Raw genomic sequence first — 20,079 nt, forward strand, 5'->3', positions numbered from 1 at the left:
GGACTTTCCTGTTCCGGGTACTTGACATTTGCTGTTGTATATGCTATACTATTATTGAAACTAATGAATGTTTCCTCTAGGGGCAATTGTAGCCCGGCAGATTGAAGCATTTCATTGGCTTTTTCTGTGTTTGCAGCAATTAAATTTCCTTGATCTATTTGTGCTTTTAAATAATTAGTCATATTGTTTCTACCATAAATGCTAGAAACTCTATTTACTTCGTGACGATTTTCACGTTCACTTAAACTAACAGCAATCATAATCTCACGGTTTTCTTTGTCTTTAAGGGCTGTTATTGCTACAAGTGAATTATCCTTATTGCCTTTAAATATCATAGTAGGATTTCTAAGTTCCAATGGAATTTGCTTCATAATATCATCACTTAGTCCGTGACCATGGTAATGTTTATCTGCTTCATACATACATTTAGCTATAGTTCTTGGAGCAATAACAATATTAAGTTTAGTATCAGCACCTGCTAATGATAAAGCGTTTGGTGTTTTCCCAACTGTAATAAAATCAGTAGTCCTTTCTTTGTTTTGCAGATACCGGTCTAAACTATCGGCAAATTTTTTGTCCTCAGTATTATTCTGTTGAATTTTCCTTGCATACTCTAAAATTTGTTCCTGTTCCAAACTCTGTATAGGGTTCTCTTTTTCCATAACTGGCATATATATATACCCCTTTCTGTAACTTAAACTTGAAATTTGACATCGTGTATGCTACACTATTATTGAAGCAGATGATTGAAGTCGCCTGTGGGGAATTAGCCCCTATGTCCGTGAACAATTCATCTGTTTTTTTCTATGTTTGCAGAAAAATTAAATTATCATTTCAATAATCATAAGCTCCGTATTTGACACAACCGAATACGGAGCTTTGTTTTTTCTGCGTTTTAATTTATCATTTTTTCTCCCTCTCTGGCTGCTGTAACTCTTGCTGTTTTTGATGATTTAATTGACGTATGCGTTCTGTTTCATTACTTGCAAATCATATTGAACTCTCCACCAATATGTGTTATAATATCGGTATACTTAACCCGAGGTGACAACAATGCCCATAACGATTGCCATGTGCGACGATGACGAAAAGCAGATTGCTTTGCTGCGAAGACTGCTGAATAACTGGTCTGCGAACAAGCCTTTTGCTATAAATATTGCTGAATATCAAAGCGCTGAAAGCTTCCTGTTTTCATATGCCGATGACCCCTGCGATATCCTGTTGCTGGATATTGAAATGAATGGCATAAATGGTATGGAACTTGCGAAAAAGCTGCGTTCTTATGGGGATATGCTGCCCATCGTCTTTATTACCGGCTATTCGGAATATATCTCAGAGGGCTATGACGTTGAGGCTCTGCACTATCTTATAAAGCCCGTGGACGAGGGCAAGCTTTTTGCTGTGCTGGATAAGTTCACTCAAAGGAATGTCACCGCTGAGCAAATTATTCTTGCTTGCGGCGATGAGACTGTCCGCATTTCTCCCGACAATATCACCAATATCGAGGCGCAAGGCCGCAAGACCGCCGTTTATCTTTCTGACGGCAGGACGCTTGACTGTAATTTGTCCATAAGCCATTTTTCTGATATGGCGTTGCAGGGCTTTGTGCGTTGCCATAGGTCTTATCTTGTGAATTTGTGGTATGTCCGCTCAATAACCAAAATTGATATCATTCTTGATGATGACACCGCCGTGCCAATATCGAGACGACTTTATAGCGATGTCAATTCGCAGTTTATCAAATTTTACACAGGTGAAAAATAATGAAATACATTATAATAGTACTATCCGCCGCAGTCATCTGCGTTCTTATCTTTGCGGCCGTCAAGCTTATCCGCCGCAAATTCTACAACCTTATCGACCGCCGCATTGAGCGCTTTCAGAGCGAACTTATCGAAAAGCAGGTCAATGAGATACAGAATATGTATCGACAAGTCCGTGGCTGGCGGCACGATTACCGCAATCATATCCAAAATATGAAAATCCTGCTGTCTGAGGATAATTATACTCAGCTTGACGGATATCTTGACGAACTGGCGGAGGATTTGAACACAGTCGATACTGTCATAAAAACCGGAAACATAATGGCGGACGCCGTGCTCAACAGCAAGCTGAACGTTGCTGAAAAGCTGGATATCAAGACCACAGTTAAGGTGCAGATACCCGAAAATATCCCTCTGACCGATGTTGAACTTTGCGCAGTTCTTGGCAATCTTCTTGACAACGCCGCCGAGGCTTGCCAAAAGCTTGAGGTTGAAGAGCGCTTTCTTCGTGTGTATATAAGCAAGCTGAAAGGGCAGTTTTACATTTCCGTGCAGAATGCCGCAGGCAAGGTCAATAAGATCAGCGGGGTGTATCGCTCGACAAAAGAGGGCGAACACGGCTATGGGCTTTTTCGTATCGACCGCATAGCAAAAAAGTACGGCGGCTATGTCAATCGACAGAATGAGGAAGGCGTTTTCGCAACAGAGATTATGCTGCCGCTGAGTAGTTAATAGTGAATAGTTGTGAGGTGAAATATGTATAACAAATCAATTATAGGAGAAAAAGTAAGCGATTTGCCATTAGAATAATTAAGTTATATAAATACTTAAATGCAGAGAAGAAAGAATTTGTTATTTCTAAACAAATACTACGTAGTGGGACAAGTATCGGGGCAAATGTCAAAGAGGGAGAATATGGTCAGAGTACAGCGGATTTCATCAGCAAAATGAGCATTGCACTTAAAGAAGCAGCAGAAACTTCATACTGGCTGGAGCTTCTCGTAGAAACAGATTACATAACACAAGAGCAATATGAAAGCATCAGTTCCGACTGCATCGAGATAATTAAAATACTCACATCAATAGTAAAATCAACAAAATCCAACTAATAACCATCAACTATTAACTATTAACTGTATTACCATTCGTGCAATATATCGACCGTTCGTGCAAAAATCAACACAAGCGGTCTTTTTTGTGATATCATATTGGAAAGAGGTGAGAATATGAAACGTGTAAAGATCGCAAAGTACACAAAAGAAAAACGGCAGAAAGCGAGGGAGGAGTACAATAAAGAGCAAAGCAAAATAAAGTACAAGACCTTTGAAAATATGCGCTATACCCTTTATGAGCTTTGGAAAAGCCAGCCGATAATGCTGATATTGGTTATCGTGCAGATATTTTCAAGCGTCGCTGCCACACTTTTTAATACGTTCACAAGCAAATATGTTGTTGAGCTTGCTCTGGGAACATCATCACGCATAAGGCTTGCAGTCATATGTCTGCTGCTTATAATCGGTGAGCGTATATCAAAGTATATCAAAGGTGAAGCGTGTGATTATGTCGGGTATGTAGGTCACTTCAAATTTATCAACTATATGCTGCGAAAAATGCATCGCAAGCATATGTCGACTGACTATGAGAACAACGAAAGTTGCGAGAACAGCAACTTGATGCAAAAGGCACAGAACGGTTCAGATTACATAACCACTCAGACAATTTATACACTTGAAGATTTTCTTATGTCGTTGATACAGATCGTAGCATTTGGCGGTATAATCTCGATGCTTGACCCTATAATGATGCTTATAGTCAGCGTTCCTACTATTACGGTCTTTTTTCTTGATCGGCACAAATGGCAATGGGTATGGAATATGACGGATAATTGGCAGCAGTATGACCGTGAGCTTAATTATATCCGCTGCGCAGGCAGAGATTTTTCTTCGGCAAAAGATGTGCGCATTTTCGGAATGGACAAATGGTTCACCAAGGTTTTCGACCGCTCATATGCAAACCGCTTGAACTGGTATGAACAGCAGGACGAATGGATATTCCGTCACAATGTTGTGGAAACTATCATCTTGCGGCTTGCAGATCTTGCCGCCTATGCTTATGTAATTTATATGGTAGTTATAGGCAATATAGGTGCAGGGGATTTTGTGCTGTATTTCAATTCTATATGCAGATTCCGTGAATCTGTCAAAGACGCTTTTAACAGGTTTTCAGGCTTCAAATGGCTTTCAAACAACACTTCCTATGCAAGACAATATCTTGAAATGCCCGATAAGACCAATCGTGGCAAAGGCGAAAAACTTCCAACAGGGGAGTGCGAACTTGAATTTAGAAACGTCAGCTATACATATTCCGGTGCTGAAAAACCGACCATTCAGAATGTTTCATTCACTCTGCATAAAGGTGAAAAGCTTGCCCTTGTGGGACTTAACGGTGCAGGAAAGACCACGCTTATAAAGCTTATGTGCGGACTTTATGACCCCACCGAGGGCGAGATACTCCTAAACGGCAAGCCTGCGAACAGCTATAACAGAGATGAATATTTCACACTTTTCGGCGCAGTTTTTCAGGATATCGCCCTGCTTGCGGTGACTATCGCTGAAAATATCGCAGGGGCAGATGCGGATAATTTCGACCGTGAAAAAGTTTACGACTGCCTCAAAAAAGCAGGACTTTACGATAAAGTTATGAGCCTGCCCGAAAAGGAAAACACAAGGCTTGTGAAGTCAGTTTTTGAAAATGCCACCGAGCTTTCGGGCGGTCAGACGCAAAAGCTTGCTCTTGCAAGGGCATTGTATAAGGACGCACCAATACTTCTTCTTGACGAGCCGACAGCCGCACTTGACCCTATCGCAGAGCAGGAAATGTATTTGAAATACGCCGATTTCACTAAAGGCAAATCAAGCGTTTTCATATCCCACCGCCTTGCCTCAACAAGGTTCTGCGACAGGATAATAATGATAGAAAACGGCACTTTAACAGAAACAGGCACTCACGCCCAGCTTATGGCGCAGGGCGGAAAATACGCCGAACTTTTCGAGCTTCAAAGTTCCTATTACAATGACAAGGAGGTGCAGATAAATGAGTAAAAATAATGAAAACAAAGAGGAAAGGCTTTCCGCAAAGGAAAAACGAGAGATAATCAAACGGACTTTGAAAGCCATAAGGATCGCCGACAGCGGTTATTTTATAAGAGAGATCATTGAGTGTTTGCTGTTCCGTTCTTTAGATTTTGCCTTTATATATCTGTCCGCCCTTGTTATCGACGGCATTACGCAGTCAAAACCTATTGGAACTCTGCTTTCTTATGCAGCGATAGTTGTTGGTGTGCAGGCTGTGATATTTATGATAGATTTGTTCCTTTTAAGACGTTCAAGTTCTCAGACTTTTGCCAGAAGTACCAATCTGCATAAAGACCTTTGGCAGAAAGTAATGACAATGGATTTTATCCACCTTGAAAGTACCGATACACAAAACAAATTTTCAAACGCAGATAGTCAGGTCGATAATAATAACGCTGGCATACCAGCTCTGTGTAACTATATCAAATTTGGTATCGGCGGAATATTCTTGATAATAACAGGCGTTATACTTATCATACCAATGGTTTTAGCAAAGCCTGTCACCACAACGGGGGTTAGCGGTTTCGTTCAGTCAATATGGGGCTTTCTTGTGGTAGTTATAATAACTGTTTTGCTTGAAATGCTCAAATCCTTGGTCATAAACCCTAAAGCGATACTTGGTTTTGAAAAGGTACAAAATGACAAAAAGGTCATTCTGGCAAATCGTGCAGATGGCTTTTTCAGTAATTACATTCTTCGCAATTATCGAAACGGCAAAGAGATAAGAATATATTCCCAGCAAAAGCTTATTGATAAAGAGCTTGATAAAGCACGAGATGAGATAGCAGAGGGCTGGTTAAAAGCATATAAGTCAGCTATGCTGCCGAATTTTCTTTGTCAGCTTGTCAATATCATCACAAAAGCACTTATGTACGGCTTTGCGGTTATGAGGGCGGCAAGCGGAATGTTGTCCCCCGGCGAAGTGATAGCTTTTGCGCTGTATTTTGAAAAGATATCAGCAGGCGTATCAGAGCTTTCTGACTTCTACGGACTGTTGAAAATAACGCCGTCTTTCTGCAAGAAATATTTCGATTTTCTGGATATCCCCGATGAAAAATATAAGGGTACTATTCCCACAGAAAAGCGTGATGATAACGAATACGAATTTGAGTTCAAGCACGTTTGGTTCAAATATCCAAACTGCGAGGAATACGTCCTAAAAGACGTCAATCTCAAGTGGCGTATTGGCGAGAAAATGGCGCTGGTCGGCAGGAATGGTTCGGGCAAATCCACGCTGATAAAGCTTCTTTGCAGGCTTTATGATGCAACAAAGGGCGAGATAACACTCAACGGCATTGATATCCGCAAGTATTCCTATGAGGAATATGTGGAGCTTTTCTCAGTCGTCTTTCAAGATTCAAAGCTGTTTTCATTCAGCCTTGCGGAGAATGTTGCCGCCGATACTGAATTTGACAGCCAGCGTGTTGAAAACTGCGTGCGCAAGGCAGGACTATCCGAACGGCTTGACAGTATGCCAGACGGCATAAACACATATCTTTACAAAGATTTCAATGAAAACGGCGTGGAGATATCGGGCGGCGAAGCGCAGAAACTTTGCCTTGCAAGGGCGATATACAAAGGATCGCCATTCATCGTTCTTGACGAGCCGACGGCCGCACTTGACCCGATCTCGGAATATGATATCTACACAAAGTTCAACAGCATTGTTGGCACACGCACGGCGATATACATTTCTCACAGGCTGTCGAGCTGCCGTTTCTGCGATGATATCACAGTTCTGGACAACGGCAGCATAGCAGAGCGGGGCAGTCACGACCAGCTTATCGACAAAAGCGGTATTTACGCTGCAATGTGGGCGGCGCAGGCGGAATATTACAAGGATACCGCAGGGGAGTTGTTTGCTTGATTTTATATTTGCGAAAAGTCCGTATATACGGGCTTTTTTGCTTTTGACGGAAATTTTGTGGCATTTTTGTGCGAAAAGCTCTTGACAAATGTTGCTCGGTATGATAAAATATAAAAGTTGTGTTTTGTATGCAAATATGCGGGTATGGCGGAATTGGCAGACGCGATAGATTTAGGTTCTATTGGCAACACCGTGCAGGTTCAAGTCCTGTTACCCGCACCAAATTAAAAGGCAGGTGAATGATATGAACATTTGTAACAGAAAGATCGGAAGTATCTATCATTCACATTGCTTTGTATTTTAACTCATTTTGTGAATAATAATTTCAGGTGTTTTCGATTTTTCGGGAACACTTTTTTATTTATGAAATGAGGCTTTTATGGACACAAAAAATAGTGAGATCATAATTATACGGATAAGTGAATATTTATCAGAAAAACTTGCTTTGCATATCTCTGATTCTCTTTGGGGGCAACCAGATATTGCAGGATTGAGGAGTACCATTTATAGTTTTAAGTCAAAAACAAATTACTTTAATGTGATAGCACAAAACAGTTCTGACGATTTTGTGGGACGGGTCTGCTGTATGCAAAATATTGATGATCCTACACTATGGTATTATGGTGATCTGTTTGTTGTGGAAGATCACCGCCGCAAGCATATTGCGGAGAAAATGATTACGACAGCCTTTGATGTATTGAAAGACGAGGGCTGTAAAACTGTGCGAACTTACGTTGATCCCGAAAATACGCCGTCACTTGAGTTGCAGAAAAAGCTTGGCTTTACTGAAAGACCATATCAGCGGTTTAATGATCTGATAAATGACGGCGACCTGATGTTTGAAAAGCAGTTCGAGCAAATTTACAATGCCGTGAATGTACAAAATAAATTTGATTTAAAGATAGTAGCCGACCTTTACAACAAAAATTTGCAGGCACTTCACGGAGACAAAATATCTTATGGTGAGTGGTGCAGGGCAGTCTTGAATTATGATACAGACGAGCAGAACTTTCTGATCTGTCGAGGCATTATGCCTGTTGCTTGGTTGAAACTAAACGGGCTTGATAATGCTGATATCGGCTATATCTCAATGCTTGCTGTTGAGCCAAAATATCAGCATAAGGGCGTGGGCACATTTGCAGTTAAATTTTCTGAAAACTTTCTGCGTGATAAAGGCAAGAAAACTATTTGCGTTCAGACGACTTCTGACAATTTGCCTGCAATAAGTCTATATAAAAAATGTGGATTTGTTGAAATCAGTAGGACGAGAAACGTTTGTGATGACAATAACGAATTGACTAAAATAATGTTTGAGAAAAATATTTGAGTGAAAAAGCAGCAGGAAATAACTGCGGCTTTTTAAGTTACCAATTGATATTTCAATAAAAATCCGCTGGACTATCCCTATAATTTATGATATAATAACAATAAATAAAAGTATTTTCTCGAGGTGCCCCCCAATGATCTACACACAACACTATAATTCGCCTTTGGGCGGTATGCTGATCGCAGCGGACGATATCGGGCTGACTGGGTTGTGGTTTGACTGGCAAAAGTATTTTGCCAACGACCTTCCTGAAGAGCATACCGAACAGGAAACAGCCATAATTTCACAGGCAAAGCGCTGGCTGGATATTTATTTTGAGGGTAGAGAGCCTGACTTTATGCCGCCGCTGCACCTGATAGGTTCTGATTTTCGCAAGGACGTGTGGGATATTCTTTTGCAGATCTCTTACGGGCAGACCACGACGTATGGCGATATCGCACGTCAGCTTGCCGAAAAGCGTGGTCTCTCAAAAATGTCAGCCCAAGCGGTTGGCGGTGCGGTCGGACACAATGAGATCTCTATAATTATTCCTTGTCACCGTGTTGTTGGCACGAACGGAAGCCTTACAGGCTATGCCGGCGGTATTGACAAGAAGGTAAAGCTGCTGGAGCTTGAACGCTGCGATATGAATGAGTTTTATGTGCCAAAGAAAGGTATTGCACTGTGATTAGTGCACAATAAACAAAAATAATCCGCAAAAATCGTAAAAAACGTGCATTGAAATTAAACCCGATATGTGGTATTATACTTATAGAGCAAAAGTTAATATTTCTGGTTTGTTACTGGATAAGCAGGCAATACCACACTATCGGGATTTACAGTATATCTGTATGGCAAGGTGTAGGTGTTGCTTTTTTGGTATAAGGAGGGTTTGCGGTGAAGATAAAGAAAATTCTGAATAACAATGTCGTCATCGCAAAGGACGATAACGGTTGTAAGTCCGCTGGAAAGTATTGAGCTTGTTGACTTGCAAAGTGCGTCAACCATTGCTTCACTGGGGTCTGCTATGCTGCGTCTGCTTTCCTCAACATTGAACACAAAGAGAATAATAGCCTCATCGCTGAAAAAAGTTTATGGCTGTGAAACCGCTGTCAAAAATAACAGTCAGCGAGATAGTCGCCGACTGCAATATAAACCGCAAGACCTTTTATTACCATTTTGAGGACGTTCAATCCTTGCTGAAATGGACGCTTGAGCAGTAAGCCGTGGAGGTATTCAAGAGCTTTGACCTGCTGCTCGATTATGATGAAGCTGTCAATTTTGTTATAGATTATGTGGAAGAGAACAAGCATATCCTAAATTGCGCCTATGATTCAATGGGCCGTGACGAGCTCCGCCGCTTTTTCTACAACGATTTTTCGGGCATTGTTATGAATATTGTAAATAAAGTTGAAGAGGTCGAGGGCATTAAGGTCAGCGAGAATAAATATTGAGCCAACGCCAAAAAAAAGCGCATTGCAGACAATGACCTGTAATGCGCTTTCGCTTTGTATTCTATTTATAGCGTTTCGATAGTCTTTTTCAGCCGTTCAAGTCCGTCAAGAACTGAGCTTTTCGGGCAGGCAATGTTCATTCACAAGAAGTATTTTCCGCTTTCTTTGCCGTATATCTCACCGCTTGAAAGCATAAGTCCCGTCTCTTTTCTGATGTGCGCAGTAAGTTTGTTTGCCGTCACATCAAGGGCAGAGTAGTCGAGCCACAAGAGATAGGTTGCGTTCGACTTTACGACCTTTATCTGCGGGTCGGCAAGCATTTTTTCAAGCTTGTCAAAATCAATGCTGTAATTGCCGTCACTATAATCCAGCGCACAATCCTGCACATTTCTGCCATTATTCTTTATGCAGTTAAAGAAAATATTGTAAACAGGTGTCATAATAGGCACGTTCTCGCCCGGGGTGGTGAGCTTGCGAACGCAGATTGAAATTATCGGTATAACGCCCGTGCTGAAAATAAGCTGATTTTTGCTGTATTCAATGTGGTGACGATCTTTCCACCAGTTTATGTATGCCGAATACCACTCGTCGGGAATGACCGAATAGCCGAAAACGCCGTGCTGGACACGCTTTATTATTGCGTCGATTATCTCAGGGGCAGTCTGAAAATCCATATCAGCCACCCACATCGGCAGCTCGCTCCCTTTGATATCCTACTTGTAGAATTTTTAACGCTGTCAACATTTCCGATAATGTCAGCGTCTACTGTCGAATATTGAAAAGCAAGGGTAGTGTTCACAAGCTTGCAGTTTACAAGCTCTAGATTTTAATAAAACATATTCCCAGCAGTGATATTCTCGCTGTATAAAAGTGGATATTTCCACTTAAAGCTAACGCCGCTGAGCTTGATGTTCTTGCTGTGCTTCAATGGCGATTCGCCATCGTCAAATGTGCAGCTGATTATTTCTTTACCCTGCGCCATAAACAGCGCACGTTCGCCTGTATATAGTTCATTTTTTTGTATTTCTGTCTTTTTCCACGCCTTTTTATCGTATAGATCAAATGCTCAAGACAGGAGAAATTGTCTCTTTTTGTGAAGCTATTTATTCTGCCCATATACATTATAACACAAAGCTTCAAAAAATATAAATACCCACAAACCGCCCCTATGCAGAGCATTGCATAGGGGCGAAAATTTATTTTAATAGAGACAATAAACGAATTTAGCAGAAATAATATCCATTCCTGAAAGTAAAGGCTGAACAGCTTTCTTTATGCGTTCAAATTTCTCAACCGCAAGATCAGCTTCTTCGCTCGTTATCTCGCTGTCGCTCATATGAGCCTTGACCGCAATCTTCGTTATCTGATCTATCGCTTCGGTCATTTCTTCGTGACCCTTTTCACGGCATTTAGCAATAAGCTCATCGCAAAGCTGCAAGTCCGTCCTGTTTCTGCTGCCGCTAATGCCTGCAAGCTTGAGATATTTCAGCATATAGGTGAAGGCTTTTATCGCCCGTTCACGGCTTTCGCCCTCGGTAAGCTCTCGCTGTATCTTCGTAATGGTCATCTTCCTGCGCAATACAATTATCGTCAGTATGGCAACAAGCCCGATCACCGAGATCAACATTCCCTTGAATGTGCTAGAAACAGGCTTTTTGCTGTCCTCAGAGCTTGTTACGCCCTTGATTGAGCCGCTGTTTGTGCCCGATGAAAGTCCGCCTGCATAGCTGGAACTTGAAGAAGAGTCAGCCTTTTTGGTGGTGGTCTTTGCTGTGCCGTTGCTGACGTTAGGCTTTGTGGTTATTGAGCTCTTGCTTTCAGTCTGCTTTGTCGTGGCAGGGTTCTGATTTGTCGTCGTTGTCGTGACAGTTGAAACTGAGGTCGGGTCTTTTTCCTTGTCTGTAAGATTAGGGTTGTCGTTGTCATATCCCGGAGTAAACTCAGCAGGATACCAACCTGCGTCCTTGATATATACCTCAGCCCAAGCGTGTGCGCACTTGTCCTTGACCGTGACTTCATATGTTCCCGAACTGTTTGGCTCAGTACCGAGCTGCGAACCAAGCACCATATAGCCCTCAACATATCGTGCAGGAAAGCCGAATTTTCTCAGCAGCTCAACGCCTGCTGTTGCGAAATATGAGCAGTAACCTTCTTTCTGAACGTCAAGAAAATACTCGATGAAGTCCTCGCCCGACGGCGTTATGCCCGGCTCGAGGGTGTATGTGAAATTCTCTGCAAAATAGTCCTTGATAGCGTTTGCGACTTCGTAATAAGAATATTTGCTGCTGTATCCGCCGAGATATTTTGAAACTATCTCATTGTAAACACGATCAAGAGCTTCCGATTCGCTGACTTCAAGATACTGTTCTCTGACAAATTTGTCATATTCATCAAACGCCTTGTTTTCGTTTTCCGAATAAATGCCGCCCACCGTAGTAATAGTTTCGGGCAGCGACTCATAGTTGGATGAAAGGTCAAGTGGGTTATAGTAAAACAGCGAATACTTAGTTGCACTGAGTTTTACATATGACTCAGTCGTCGGCCTCATACGCTCTTTGCCCGTATTGCCATCGCTGGAATAAAGCGCCGAATACGGCGCATAAACGAACTTCTTGCTTGCGCCGAGAACGGAGACCTTTATCTCCTTAGGATCAATGGTGCTTATTCCGAAAGAATCACCGTATTTTCTGTCAAGAATGTCATAGTTCATATCCTGCACCCAAAGTTCGGAAGCATTGAAATAATCATCGAACTTGACGTTGTCCTCATTGACGTTGATAGGCGTCCAAGTGTTGTTTTCGTAAAAACCTGCAACATAGCCACGCAGATACATTGCGTCATCAAAGGCAGGAACTTCTATCCTCAGCGCTGTCGAGCCGTTGAAGCTTATGCCTTCAGTCGTGCCAAGCACACCGCCGTTTGTTCCGCCAACAGTTTTGATACCGAACAGGTCAAAGCCGCCGTCATAATCTGAAAAAGCGTTGCGCAGATCTTCAAGGGAGAAATTTGCCACCGCCGTTGAGATATCGTGTCTGTATTTGGTAAATACTTCAGGCCTTGTGAAGCCTGTTACCTTTGAGATAATGATTATTCCACCGAGGATAATTCCGCACAGCGCCGCAATATACTTGATGTAGACCGCATAGAAGCAGGATTTTTTCTCTTCGGAAGTGAAGTAGAAAGTCCGCTTGCGTTCGTGGACGGCAAAGGTGTTTTTTCGCCCTGCCTTGTTTGTGGTGTGATTGATTATGTGCATTGCAAGGATAATGACCCAGCATATGAACAGCCCAATAACAGTCCACATTGAAGGCTCCCAGCCCCAGTACATTCCAAGCTCAAAGACAGGGAATGTCATAATGAAAAGCAGCGGAAAATCTATCCTGTAAATACACGCCGCCGCAATTCCAAGGGCGATTATGGTTATGAGCAGCACAAAGAAGCTTGAGGCAAGATATGGATAATCGTCAAGGCTTATTCCGTTGAGTTGAACGCCCCAAGTGGAGTTCGGCTGATTTGCTCTTGAAAGATATCGGTCGATAACAACGAACATTCCGTATCGTATGTTCGACCAGTTCGTTATCATATACACGATATGAAGTGCAAAAACGCCCAGCGCCGAAAACTTCACAATATTATGTTTTGACTTCATAAGTCCGAAAACCACGGTCATAAGTGCTGAATAGTATATCAGCGGATTTAGGTAGATATCCATATCCAGAAATGACCTTGCCATTGAGGCGGTGCTCAGCGTTGCCACAAATGCGATGATTATTTGCAGCCATAGGTATGATCTTGCCGTGTGCTCGTGCTCGCAGCTAAGAAGTATATCGCCGTCGATACAAATGCCGTTGCCGCTTATAAAGCCAATGTCCTTATTTTTGTTCTTTACTTTTTTCTTTTTCATCTTTTCTTTTTTCACCTTTATAGACAAATTTCCTGTATGCTTTCAGCCATATGTTTAGCTGCAACGTTTACCACTTCAGCAAATTCATCGCTGATGTGTTCGTCGTTCTTTTTATCTGTTACCAGCATATAGGAATATCTGAATGCAAGATCGTTGTCGTTCATCACGCCGCTGAGATTGTGATTGTAAACAGAAGAAAAATACAAAAGGTGTCCGCACTTGTATCTTTCGCTTTCGTTTATATAATTCTCAAGGGACAAGTCAGGCTGAGAATAAACAGCAGCTTGCAGCAGCAAGCTTATGACAAGCCGTGCCGATTCTTCGTCAGTAACGTTTATGATCTCACTAGCATTTTTGCACTCATCAAACCACACGACCTTGTGCGGCGTGTCGTTATCAACAAGATAATATGAAATAGACGCCACCGACTCGATTATTGTATCGTAAAGCAGCATATAATTGTCTTTGGACGTGTCGATGTTAAGATCGACCATGATCACGATAGAATTTGATATAGGCAGAGAATAGTCCTTTACCATAGTCTTATCCTGTTTTGCGGTGAGCTTCCAATGTATCCTGTTTATCTTGTCGCCGTCCTTGTATTCGTGAATGTCGAATATCTCAGATGGGTCGTCGCCCTTTGAGGTCTTTGAATATTCGTCCGTTTCAAGACCCAGCTCGGAGTAATTTGCGATGTTGTTGTCGATAGGGATATAGTCAGGCACGATGGTGAATGTGCAGTCGCTCATAACGGAGCTTTCACCGCTGACAGGGAGCTTTATTTTGAAGAGCTTTAGCATATCGATGATACGGCAGCGCTTTATGTGCATTTTTATCGTGCCGTAATGCTTTGCGGAAATGTGCATTGTAAGATATTGAACTTCCTCAGGATAAACTGGCGTGTTTATCTTCATTACGTTCTTTTCTCTATCAAGAGTGTTGCAGTATTCTATCTCTATTATCAGATTTGAAACAGGCAGCTTCGAGCTGTTTTTAAGCTTCAGCACAACAGGTATCTTTGACGATCTGCTTGCCATTCTCTGCGCCGAAACAAAGTTTACCGATACTTTCTTTGACATCTTTTTAAGCATTACAAAAAGCGCTATCGGTGTGATAAACAAAAATGCAAAGAGATAAAATGAAAAGCTGCCAACATATAATATATAGAAAAAGATCGAGGCAATGAACAATATTATATATAAAATCAGCATTAATAAAGCCCCTCCGCTATTCGTTTATCCTTGGGACCTGAACAGAGGATATAATGCTCTTGAGCACCTGCTCGCCGCTTATGCCGTTTATCTTTGCCTTTGAATTGAATACCATTCTGTGGAGCACAACATCATTGAATGTGTAAATAACGTCGTCCGGAATAACATAATCTCTGCCTTTGAGCAGGGCAGTAGCCTTTGTCATTCTAAGCAGGGCGATAGTTCCACGAGGTGAAAGTCCCAGCTTGATATATTCGTTGCTTCTTGTTGCGTGGGCAAGCATTGCAATATACTGGAACACTTGATCTGAAACATAGATATTCTCGACTTCTTTTCTTGCCTGCACGATATCCTGCGCCGTAACAACAGGGCGAACGTTGTCAACAGGAACAAGGTTCTGCTTTGATCTGAGCATTGCAACTTCGCTTTCAAGGCTTGGATATCCCATTGTCAGCCTAACGATAAATCTGTCCATCTGCGACTCAGGAAGCATTTGCGTACCGATAGAGCCGATAGGGTTCTGTGTTGCGATAACGATATATGGGTCTGGAGCCTTGTGGGTCACGCCGTCAACTGTTACCTTGCCCTCTTCCATTACTTCCAGCAGAGCAGACTGTGTTTTGCTGGAGGTTCTGTTGATCTCGTCAGCGAGAAACAGGTTCGTCAGCGCAGCACCCTGCTTGTATTCAAACTTGTGTGTTTCCTTATTTAATATAGTAAAGCCCGTTACGTCCGTTGGCAGAACGTCAGGGGTGAACTGTAATCTTTTATAGTCAAGTGAAAGCGCCTTGGAAAGTGCCACCGCAAGTGTGGTCTTGCCTACGCCCGGTATATCCTCGATAAGAACGTGGCCGCCTGCGAGGACCGACAGCAGCACCTTAATAATTATCTCGTCCTTGCCGATGATGACTTTCTTTACTTCATTAATAACGCTCTGAGACATTTGCAGTACCTTTACCTGCTGCTCAGTCAGATTATTCTTCATTGATATTCTCCTTTTTTTCTTTTGTTGTCATATATGTGCACAAAAAATTACGCTGTTTGTGCATAGCATATTAACATTATATCATAAAAGCGATGCTAATTCAAGTATTTTGCAACGTAAATATTAACAATATTCTAAAACGTTTTCTGTATCAATAAACAAATCGCCTGCATAAAGAGCTTATCCGTCTCATAGTATATCACAGGACAAGTTTAAAGGGAGTGACAAAATGACAAGAGAAGTAAACAAGATAAAATACATATATGGTCTGCTGCCCGAAAGGATAAAAGCGGCTGTCCTCTCCGTCCCCGAGATCGAGCGTGACAGGATACAGGAGATACGCCTGCGCAGGGGCAGAAAGCTGTCGGTTACGGCGTTTTCAAAAGAGTATTTTCTCAGCGGCAAAGGAACGCTTATGCGTGAACCCGGTGACAGCATACAGATAACTTCTTACGATATCGAAACAGTTTATCAGCGTGCTTTTCAGAATTCCCTCCACAGCTTTCATCGTGAGATCGCACGGGGGTATATAACCGTTCAAGGGGGCTGTCGTGTGGGCTTTTGTGGAACGGCGGTGCTTGATCCTGCTAAAAATTATGTCGTTGAGTCGGTCAAGAATATATCGTCTGTCAATATAAGGATAGCCAGAGAAATGATAGGCAGTTCAAACGACCTTTTTGCAAAATGCTTCGCCGAAAAGCCTCAAAGCCTGCTGATAGCTTCGCCTCCTGGTGGCGGAAAGACGACTATCCTCCGTGACCTTACGAGACATTTGGGCGAAAAATACAGGATATCCCTCATAGATGAGCGAAACGAACTTGCGGCGACCATAAACGGCGAGCCACAAAACCTTATCGGCGCAATGACTGATGTTTTCAATTCATACAACAAGTACGAGGGTATTATGACCGCAGTAAAGGTTATGACCCCTGAAATACTTGTGTGCGATGAGATAGGCGGTGAGGAAGATTATGCAGCTTTGCAGTATGCCCTTAACTCGGGCGTAAAGCTTATCGCTTCCTGCCACGCCGCAAGCCTTGACGAGCTAAAAAAGCGCAGATATATTTCAAAGCTTATAAAAGAAAAAGCCTTTGACGTCCTTGCAATACTTGGAACAGGAACGATGTGCGGCAGGGTGATATCACTTACAAGGATAGGTGACAAAAATGCTTAAACTTGTCGGCTGCATATGTATAATGGCGGCGTCAAGTCAGATAGGTTTTTCTTTTGCGCAGAGCAGGATAAAGCGGCTCAGAACGATGAAACAGCTTCGGCGTATGATAGCAGAGCTGCGGCCAATGCTTGAATGTAGCTGTACTCTCAAAGAAATTGCTGTAAAGCTTTCTCAAAGCAAAGATTATGCAGGATTTGGATTTGGCGATGTTGATATTTCGGCGGTTGATATACGAAATGAGATCTGCAAAGGTATCAGAACGTCAGATATGCTCGACAGCGACCTCGCAGATATAGCTAGTGAGCTTTTCGGCAGACTTGGAGCAACTGAACTTCAAGGACAGCTTTTAGCCGTTGATATGACCCTTAGCGAACTTGACGACAAGATAAAAGCAGAGCAGGAGAACCATTCGTCAAAGATAAAGCTTTATCGCTCGCTGGGTGTGCTTTCGGGGGCGTTTATAGCTATCCTGCTTATCTGACAGCGGACAAACATAACAAAGGAGACTTAACACTATGGATATAGACCTTATTTTCAAGATAGCCGCCATAGGCATAATAGTGGCGGTGCTCAATCTCTTGCTGAAAAGAGCCGAGCGTGACGAACAGGCTATGATGACAACTTTAGCAGGTCTTATCGTTGTGCTTCTTATGATAGTCAGACAGATAGGTGATCTGTTCGAAACTATCAAAGATGTGTTTGGTCTGTACTGATGAAGATAATCACGATAGTTGGCTTCTGCATTCTTGCTGTGATAATCTGCAAGACCATTGAGAAGGACAGCAGGGAGATAAAGCTTGTGGCTGTGCTTGCGGTGCTGGGGCTTGTGTTATATCAGTCGGTGGATTTTATATCCGCCATTGCCGATACCATAGAGTCGCTCTTTTTGCAGGCTGGCATTGACGATCTTTACATAGAGATAGTGTTCAAAGCTCTCGGCATATGCTATATAGTTCAGCTTGGTGCGGATTATTGCAAGGACTGCGGCGAAAACGCACTTGCTTCGCAGATACAGCTTGCAGGCAGGCTTGCAATGCTGTCGATATCCCTGCCGCTGTTTAGTGCCATAATAGAGATAGTAAAAGCTTTGCTTTAGGAAGTGGAATATGAAAAAGTTGGCGGCTGTTCTGATGATATTTGCGATATTCGTTATAATGCCTGCTCCTGTCTTTGCGGATAGTGAAGCGGATAACGAGGCTTATGACAGACTTGTGAGCGAGATAAACGACGGATTGTCCTTTGAGGGCGATGACGAGGTTCAGCAAATACTAGATGAAAACAATATCTCCGTGGACGAGCCATCGGCTGTGGAAGATATAAAAGCGGAGAGCATATTAAGCTCAGGCTATGAAATGTTTATGGAGGCGCTAAAAAAGCCACTTGTAATGCTTGGAAAGATAATAGCAGTGGCAATGCTCTGTGTGCTTGTGGGCAGCTTATCCCCCGAGGGTGGGCTTGACAAAACGTTTTCCATAGTGTGCGTGCTTGCGACTGTTCTTGTGCTTAGCGATACCGTAACAGACAGTTTTTATCTTGTGCAGAGTTCAATAGAGCGGCTGAACAGCTTTATGGCTTCGTACATACCTATATTTTCAAGCGTTGCGGCGGCTGGAAGCAATGTATCTTCCAGCGGCGGATATTACGGCATAATGCTTCTTATATGTGAGGGAGCGGCGGTCATTGCAGGCAATGTGCTTATGCCATTCCTGTCGGCGGTGCTTGCGGTGACGATAGTTTCGGCGGTTAATCCTAATTTGCAGTTTTCATCAGTCGCCGAATCGGTCAAAAAAGCAGTCATATGGCTGCTGGGTATAGTGATGACTTTATTCGTTGGCTTGCTATCCATACAAAGCTTTGCTGGAAGCGCAGCAGATAATCTGTCTTCAAGAGCGTTGAAGTTTGCGGCTTCAAGCTTTATACCGGTTATCGGCGGCTCCATATCGGAAGCTTATTCAGCAGTAAAGGGCAGTTTAGGCGTTATACGCACTAGCGTTGGCGTTGTGGGGATAATTATTCTTGTTATCATCGTTGCTAAGCCTATCATAACAGTCATTGCGGTAAAGGTAGCTGTATGGCTTGGAAAGATAATAAACGACGTGCTGGGCAACAGGGAATGTTCGGAGCTGCTCAAGAATATTAATGCGGTGTTGTCCATAGGGTTGAGCATTATAATTGCTTATTCTGTTGTGTTCGTTATAGCGACGTCTGTAATAATGCTGACTGCAATGAACTTAGGAGCTTAGAATGGAGACTATAAAGACTGTAATACTTATAACCTGCATTGTTGGCGTTATCACGGCGATAGCTGATATATCCCTGCCAGAGGGCGGGCTAAAAAAACAGGTGAGCACAATATTAGGGCTTGTGCTTATCTTGACGGCTGTTACGCCCTTTATGGGCAGCGGATTTACTGTGAGCCTTAAAGACTACACTCAGCTTGCGGAGCTTCCCGAATATGGCGAAATAGAAAAGTCAGCCCAGCAATATTATCTTGATGAAGCCGAACAGCGCTTTGAAGAATATTTCAAGGATAAGCTGAATAGTAATGGGATAGATGATGTTTACATATCAGTTATCGCAGACATAAATCTTGATAACGAGATAGAATTAGAAGAAGTTAAGCTGAGACTGAAAAAAGCTTCTGACAAAGACAGGGCGGAAGCGCTTATAAAAGCTGATCTGCCCGATGTGTTGGTGACATTTTTGCAGGAGGACGAATTTTGAAACTGAATGACAAGGTCGAGAAAAAGCTGAAAGCATTCAAAAAACTTGATCTCAAGACAAAGATCATAATCATTATCGGCATAGCAGGCATTGCGTTTATTTTTCTGTCGGAGTTTGTACCAAGCGGAAGCAGCAGTTCCAGCTCTGATAAAGCGACTGAAAGCATAAGCTCAGATGAGACGGAGAATTATAAAAAGCGCACCGAAAAGGAGCTCAAACAGATACTTACGCAGATAAACGGCGTGGGAGATTGCAGCGTTATGGTGACGGTCGAGGGAACGACAGAATATGTTTATGCTGAAAATTTGACAAAAAGCGCCGATAACAACGGCGATCGTACAAGCGATAAATATGAAAATCAGATAGTTATGGTGGAGGCGGACGGTAAAAAGGAGGCTCTGGTAAAGAAAGTTATCAAACCGAAAATAAGCGGAGTAGTAATAGTTTGTGAAGGAGGTGGAGATATAAAAGTAAACGAACGAGTGATAAAAGCTGTTTCGACAGCACTTGATATCCCAAGCAGCAGCATTTGCGTTGAAAGCAAAAAGAAATAACGA

General features: G+C 42.6%; 24 protein-coding genes and 1 tRNA gene. 18 read left to right on the top strand and 7 right to left on the bottom strand.

The window, feature by feature from the left end; genetic code table 11:
• Positions 1 to 671, bottom strand: a 671-nt coding sequence (locus tag QZ371_RS01565; protein ID WP_295208100.1) for a hypothetical protein, incomplete at its 3' end; no start/stop codon positions are given.
• Positions 672 to 1,053: 382 nt separating this feature from the next.
• Here QZ371_RS01565 and QZ371_RS01570 point away from each other — a divergent pair.
• From QZ371_RS01570 to QZ371_RS01620, 11 genes are all read left to right on the top strand, one after another.
• Positions 1,054 to 1,764: a LytTR family DNA-binding domain-containing protein gene (locus QZ371_RS01570; RefSeq protein WP_295208103.1), complete on the top strand. Its 711-nt coding sequence runs from the start codon at positions 1,054 to 1,056 to the stop codon at positions 1,762 to 1,764.
• Complete coding sequence (locus QZ371_RS01575) at positions 1,764 to 2,495, top strand: ATP-binding protein (RefSeq protein ID WP_295208106.1); 732 nt, start codon at positions 1,764 to 1,766, stop codon at positions 2,493 to 2,495. Before QZ371_RS01570 ends, QZ371_RS01575 begins: the two co-directional genes overlap by 1 nt.
• Positions 2,496 to 2,572: 77 nt before the next feature.
• On the top strand, positions 2,573 to 2,872 hold the full coding sequence (locus QZ371_RS01580) for a four helix bundle protein (RefSeq protein WP_366558687.1): 300 nt from the start codon (positions 2,573 to 2,575) through the stop codon (positions 2,870 to 2,872).
• A gap of 117 nt (positions 2,873 to 2,989) precedes the next feature.
• Complete coding sequence (locus QZ371_RS01585) at positions 2,990 to 4,864, top strand: ABC transporter ATP-binding protein (protein ID WP_295208108.1); 1,875 nt, start codon at positions 2,990 to 2,992, stop codon at positions 4,862 to 4,864.
• Positions 4,857 to 6,764 carry an ABC transporter ATP-binding protein gene (locus QZ371_RS01590; protein WP_295208111.1) on the top strand — a complete coding sequence of 636 codons (1,908 nt, stop codon included), beginning with the start codon at positions 4,857 to 4,859 and terminating at the stop codon, positions 6,762 to 6,764. Before QZ371_RS01585 ends, QZ371_RS01590 begins: the two co-directional genes overlap by 8 nt.
• 138 nt (positions 6,765 to 6,902) lie before the next feature.
• Positions 6,903 to 6,986: transfer RNA gene (locus tag QZ371_RS01595), tRNA-Leu, on the top strand.
• Between the two features lie 157 nt (positions 6,987 to 7,143).
• Positions 7,144 to 8,091 (top strand): GNAT family N-acetyltransferase, encoded by a 948-nt coding sequence (locus QZ371_RS01600; RefSeq protein WP_295208114.1) that lies wholly within the window; start codon positions 7,144 to 7,146, stop codon positions 8,089 to 8,091.
• A 133-nt stretch (positions 8,092 to 8,224) separates the two neighbouring features.
• Positions 8,225 to 8,758, top strand: a complete 534-nt coding sequence (locus QZ371_RS01605; RefSeq protein ID WP_295208117.1) for a methylated-DNA--[protein]-cysteine S-methyltransferase — start codon at positions 8,225 to 8,227, stop codon at positions 8,756 to 8,758.
• Positions 8,759 to 8,967: 209 nt separating this feature from the next.
• Positions 8,968 to 9,048, top strand: coding sequence for a CAT RNA binding domain-containing protein (locus QZ371_RS11545; RefSeq protein WP_366558688.1), 81 nt, complete (start codon positions 8,968 to 8,970; stop codon positions 9,046 to 9,048).
• A 122-nt stretch (positions 9,049 to 9,170) separates the two neighbouring features.
• Entirely contained in the window at positions 9,171 to 9,293 is a 123-nt protein-coding gene (locus QZ371_RS01615) for a TetR family transcriptional regulator (protein ID WP_295208123.1), read from the top strand.
• Positions 9,294 to 9,296: 3 nt separating this feature from the next.
• Positions 9,297 to 9,524: a TetR-like C-terminal domain-containing protein gene (locus tag QZ371_RS01620; protein ID WP_295208126.1), complete on the top strand. Its 228-nt coding sequence runs from the start codon at positions 9,297 to 9,299 to the stop codon at positions 9,522 to 9,524.
• Between the two features lie 140 nt (positions 9,525 to 9,664).
• Here the strand turns inward: QZ371_RS01620 and QZ371_RS01625 are convergent, their stop codons facing one another.
• The 6 genes from QZ371_RS01625 to QZ371_RS01645 form a co-directional block, all read right to left on the bottom strand.
• Positions 9,665 to 10,198, bottom strand: coding sequence for an aminotransferase class I/II-fold pyridoxal phosphate-dependent enzyme (locus tag QZ371_RS01625; protein WP_366558683.1), 534 nt, complete (start codon positions 10,196 to 10,198; stop codon positions 9,665 to 9,667).
• Positions 10,171 to 10,323, bottom strand: coding sequence for a DUF3737 family protein (locus QZ371_RS11550; RefSeq protein WP_366558684.1), 153 nt, complete (start codon positions 10,321 to 10,323; stop codon positions 10,171 to 10,173). Before QZ371_RS11550 ends, QZ371_RS01625 begins: the two co-directional genes overlap by 28 nt.
• A gap of 27 nt (positions 10,324 to 10,350) precedes the next feature.
• A complete protein-coding gene (locus QZ371_RS01630) occupies positions 10,351 to 10,548 on the bottom strand; it encodes a DUF3737 family protein (RefSeq protein WP_295209165.1) in 198 nt (65 codons plus the stop codon).
• A 177-nt stretch (positions 10,549 to 10,725) separates the two neighbouring features.
• Positions 10,726 to 13,428: a transglutaminase-like domain-containing protein gene (locus tag QZ371_RS01635; protein WP_295208129.1), complete on the bottom strand. Its 2,703-nt coding sequence runs from the start codon at positions 13,426 to 13,428 to the stop codon at positions 10,726 to 10,728.
• 17 nt (positions 13,429 to 13,445) lie between these two features.
• Positions 13,446 to 14,519, bottom strand: a complete 1,074-nt coding sequence (locus QZ371_RS01640; RefSeq protein ID WP_295208132.1) for a DUF58 domain-containing protein — start codon at positions 14,517 to 14,519, stop codon at positions 13,446 to 13,448.
• 136 nt (positions 14,520 to 14,655) lie between these two features.
• Positions 14,656 to 15,624: a MoxR family ATPase gene (locus tag QZ371_RS01645; RefSeq protein ID WP_295208135.1), complete on the bottom strand. Its 969-nt coding sequence runs from the start codon at positions 15,622 to 15,624 to the stop codon at positions 14,656 to 14,658.
• A 229-nt stretch (positions 15,625 to 15,853) separates the two neighbouring features.
• On the opposite strand from QZ371_RS01645, the gene QZ371_RS01650 reads away from it, so the two are divergent.
• Genes QZ371_RS01650 through QZ371_RS01680 form a run of 7 tightly spaced genes read left to right on the top strand, consistent with a single transcriptional unit; the run spans position 15,854 to position 20,076 of the window.
• Positions 15,854 to 16,798: a stage III sporulation protein AA gene (locus QZ371_RS01650; RefSeq protein ID WP_295208138.1), complete on the top strand. Its 945-nt coding sequence runs from the start codon at positions 15,854 to 15,856 to the stop codon at positions 16,796 to 16,798.
• Entirely contained in the window at positions 16,791 to 17,279 is a 489-nt protein-coding gene (locus tag QZ371_RS01655) for a stage III sporulation protein AB (RefSeq protein ID WP_295208141.1), read from the top strand. Before QZ371_RS01650 ends, QZ371_RS01655 begins: the two co-directional genes overlap by 8 nt.
• A gap of 34 nt (positions 17,280 to 17,313) precedes the next feature.
• On the top strand, positions 17,314 to 17,511 hold the full coding sequence (gene spoIIIAC / locus QZ371_RS01660; RefSeq protein WP_295208144.1) for a stage III sporulation protein AC: 198 nt from the start codon (positions 17,314 to 17,316) through the stop codon (positions 17,509 to 17,511).
• Positions 17,511 to 17,894, top strand: a complete 384-nt coding sequence (locus tag QZ371_RS01665) for a stage III sporulation AC/AD family protein (RefSeq protein WP_295208147.1) — start codon at positions 17,511 to 17,513, stop codon at positions 17,892 to 17,894. Before spoIIIAC ends, QZ371_RS01665 begins: the two co-directional genes overlap by 1 nt.
• A gap of 10 nt (positions 17,895 to 17,904) precedes the next feature.
• On the top strand, positions 17,905 to 19,041 hold the full coding sequence (locus QZ371_RS01670; protein ID WP_295208150.1) for a sporulation protein: 1,137 nt from the start codon (positions 17,905 to 17,907) through the stop codon (positions 19,039 to 19,041).
• Position 19,042: 1 nt separating this feature from the next.
• Positions 19,043 to 19,522, top strand: coding sequence for a stage III sporulation protein AF (locus tag QZ371_RS01675; RefSeq protein ID WP_295208153.1), 480 nt, complete (start codon positions 19,043 to 19,045; stop codon positions 19,520 to 19,522).
• Positions 19,519 to 20,076, top strand: coding sequence for a stage III sporulation protein AG (locus QZ371_RS01680; protein WP_295208155.1), 558 nt, complete (start codon positions 19,519 to 19,521; stop codon positions 20,074 to 20,076). Before QZ371_RS01675 ends, QZ371_RS01680 begins: the two co-directional genes overlap by 4 nt.
• Positions 20,077 to 20,079 lie beyond the last annotated feature (3 nt).

The organism is Ruminococcus sp. (assembly GCF_019423705.1).
Taxonomy (GTDB): domain Bacteria; phylum Bacillota; class Clostridia; order Oscillospirales; family Ruminococcaceae; genus Hominimerdicola.